Genomic DNA, 3002 nt, shown 5'->3' with positions numbered 1-3002 from the left:
AGGAGGAAATCATGTATCATATAAAAGAAGCTGCGCAGCTTTCAGGTGTCTCTGTTAAGACTCTGCATCACTACGATAAGATAGGGCTCTTGGTTCCCTTAAAGTCGGAAAACGGCTATCGAACCTATAGTCAGGAGGATTTGGAACGACTTCAGGTCATTCTGTACTACAAATATCTAGGCTTTTCTTTAGAAAAAATAGCAGAGCTGTTAAAGGAAGAAAGGACAGATTTATTGCCCCATTTGACTAGGCAGTTGGATTATCTAACTCGAGAAAGGAAACACCTGGATACCTTGATTTCCACCTTGCAAAAAACCATTCAAGAACAAAAAGGAGAAATAAAAATGACGATTGAGGAAAAATTCACTGGATTTAGCTATCAAGATCATCAAAAATACCACCAAGAGGCGGTAGAGAAATATGGACAAGAAGTCATGGACCAAGCTCTTGAGCGCCAAAAAGGTCGCGAAGACGAGTCTACGGCCGCCTTTAACCAAGTCTTTCAAGCCTTGGCTCAAAATCTTCAAGATGGTCTGCCTGCAACAGCAGCTGAAAACCAAGAAGAGGCAGCTAAACTCTGGCAAGCTATTCGTACTTATGGATTTGACTGCTCTATTGAAGTCTTCGGCCATATCGGTAAAGGATACGTCTACAACCCAGAGTTTAAGGAAAACATTGACAAATTTGGACCTGGAACAGCTCAATACACATCAGATGTCATTGCTATTTACGTTCAGACAAATGCAGAATAAATAGGCTAGGAATTTCCTAGCCTATTTTTTACTTCAAGTCATAAAGCCAGTCGTCACCGTCTTTGTAGTAAAAGAATTCACTGAGATCATCTTCCAAAAAAACACGAAGCATATCAGACATATCATCGGTTGCCAGTTTTAGTTGAGAGAGATTTTCAAACTCTTCCCACCATACCTTTCCTTCGTCTGAAGATTGTAGCTCACCAGTAAAGTGTTCGGTCTTGTAAAATAGGACGACATAACGATAATCCTCGTCGTCATACCAGTCTTTAATACCACAGAGTTGGGGTTTTGAAATAGTTAGTCCAGTTTCTTCTTTCACTTCACGAATGACAGCTTCGACAAAGGATTCGCCACGTTCAACATGCCCGCCAGGAAAAGTAATACCAGGCCAGTCAGGGCTAACTCTGTCTTGGACCAGCACCTTGTCTCCGTTTTGAATCATACACATATTGACAAATTCGACTAATTCTCGCCTGTTCATATTGTTTTTCCTATTTTGTTAGTAACTTTTCCACGACGTTTAACTTTCGCATGGTCAGAACCACGCCAAACAATTTTTCAAGATAGTTAGTATTGAGCTTTTTTTGTTTTGCAGTTCTAGGAAGATAGAGGTAGAGACAGTAATCGCCTACACAGATTTCTTCCTCGCCGTAGTCAGTTTTCAATTTTTCTAGTGGCAGACTTTGGATAAGTCCTTGATAAAGAATTACATGCACACGATCATGAAGATAGTCTTCTTTAAATGGATTCTCATGAACAATCTTTTCAAAATCGTTCTTATTCTTGATAACCATTTTTAAGTCGGCCCCAATTTTTTCCTTTATCAAAGTATGAACGCGTTCTCGTATTTCTTCTAAATCTGAGTCACTCTCAAGAATGATATTCCCACTTTGAATATAGGTTCGAACGTGTTGAAAACCAGCTTCTGTCAAAATATCTATCAAATAAGACATTTTCGGGATAGCATTTTTTCCATTAGGAGTAACGCCTCTCAGTAAAATAATATGTTCCAAAGGACTTCCTTTCTTACTTGGTATTTATTGGATTGGAGCCTGCCACCCAGCCGGTGCAGAGGGCAGAAGTAATGTTAAAGCCACCCGTGTGGGCATTGATATCCAGTACCTCGCCAGCAAAGTGGAGACCAGGAACGAGCTTACTTTCCAGAGTTTTGGGATTGATTTCCTTAAGACTGACGCCTCCTTTAGTAACAAAGGACTTAGCCAATGACATTTTACCAGTCACAGGAATTTTGAGAGCCTTGATAGATTGGACAAGTTGCTCGCGTTCTTTTTCAGTTAGCTGTTTAACTTTGTCAGGATAGCCTTGCACAAAGAACTCTGCTAAACGTTCTGGCAACAAAGTTTTTAAAGCATTTTTCAAGAATTTTTCTCGATTTTCCTCTAGAAATGCCAACAAGTCGCTCTCAGAAAGTTGAGGCAAGACATCGAGTGAGAGAACCTCTCCGCCCTTGACAAAGCTAGACATGCGTAGGGCAGCAGGACCTGACAAACCAAAGTGGGTAAAAAGCAAATCATGAGTGATGACATGCTTGCCGTAGCTTAGGGTCACATCGTCCAGTGAAATTCCCTGCAAGGCCTTATGGGGGAAATCAGTCAACAAAGGACTCTCAGCAGCCTCAAGCTCAGTAATGGAGTGTTTAAAATGACGGGCGATCTCATGTCCAAAACCAGTCGAACCAGTCGAAGGATAGGATTTTCCACCAGTTGTGACAATGAGTTTATCACAAGTGAAGCTTTGGTCTGCGGACTTGAGGACGAACTGGTCGTCTATCTTTTTAACCGAAACAATCTCTGTTTGAGTAGCAATTTGCCCGCCAAGTTCAATGATTTTCTTCTCCAAGGCTTCGATAATGGTCCGAGATTTGTCGCTAGCAGGAAAGACACGGCCGTGGTCCTCAACCTTTAGTTTAACACCGTTTTCCGTGAAAAAGTTGATGATATCGTGGTTATCAAACTGGGAAAAGACACTGTAAAGAAAGCGTCCGTTCCCAGGGATGCCAGCTAGTAGGTCATCTAGAGTTCCGTTGTTAGTCACATTGCAACGTCCCCCACCAGTCCCAGCTAATTTTTTTCCAAGTTTCCGATTTTTTTCGATGAGAAGAGTTTTCTGACCATAAAAGCTACTGGAAATCGTAGCCATCATGCCAGCAGGTCCCCCACCAATGACAATAGTATCAAAATGTTTCATAGCTCTATTGTACCATAAAAAATAAGAGATGCTTGGCAT

At 41.3% G+C, this 3002-nt stretch carries 4 protein-coding genes; 1 reads left to right on the top strand and 3 read right to left on the bottom strand.

All coding sequences use genetic code 11. From position 1 onward, the window contains the following. The first annotated feature begins 11 nt into the window (after window positions 1-11). Window positions 12-752 carry a MerR family transcriptional regulator gene (locus GMD4S_RS11705; RefSeq protein WP_000274787.1) on the top strand — a complete coding sequence of 247 codons (741 nt, stop codon included), beginning with the start codon at window positions 12-14 and terminating at the stop codon, window positions 750-752. Between the two features lie 28 nt (window positions 753-780). Here the strand turns inward: GMD4S_RS11705 and GMD4S_RS11700 are convergent, their stop codons facing one another. From GMD4S_RS11700 to GMD4S_RS11690, 3 genes are read right to left on the bottom strand one after another with little or no spacing between them, the layout of a single operon-like run. Then, window positions 781-1236 carry an 8-oxo-dGTP diphosphatase gene (locus GMD4S_RS11700; protein WP_001081769.1) on the bottom strand — a complete coding sequence of 152 codons (456 nt, stop codon included), beginning with the start codon at window positions 1234-1236 and terminating at the stop codon, window positions 781-783. A 10-nt stretch (window positions 1237-1246) separates the two neighbouring features. After that, window positions 1247-1768, bottom strand: a complete 522-nt coding sequence (locus GMD4S_RS11695; protein ID WP_000400042.1) for a DUF1697 domain-containing protein — start codon at window positions 1766-1768, stop codon at window positions 1247-1249. Between the two features lie 13 nt (window positions 1769-1781). After that, window positions 1782-2963 (bottom strand): aminoacetone oxidase family FAD-binding enzyme, encoded by a 1182-nt coding sequence (locus GMD4S_RS11690; protein WP_025172600.1) that lies wholly within the window; start codon window positions 2961-2963, stop codon window positions 1782-1784. Window positions 2964-3002: the final 39 nt, after the last annotated feature.

It is taken from the genome of Streptococcus sp. GMD4S, assembly GCF_000296955.1.
Note: the sequence above shows the minus strand (reverse complement) of the source record. Positions and strands in the feature narration are given on the sequence as shown.

Coding starts and splice junctions, on each gene's coding strand:
- GMD4S_RS11705 (WP_000274787.1), top strand. CDS start 12: ATGTATCATATAAAAGAAGCTGCGCAGCTTTCAGGTGTCTCTGTTAAG.
- GMD4S_RS11700 (WP_001081769.1), bottom strand. CDS start 1,236: ATGAACAGGCGAGAATTAGTCGAATTTGTCAATATGTGTATGATTCAA.
- GMD4S_RS11690 (WP_025172600.1), bottom strand. CDS start 2,963: ATGAAACATTTTGATACTATTGTCATTGGTGGGGGACCTGCTGGCATG.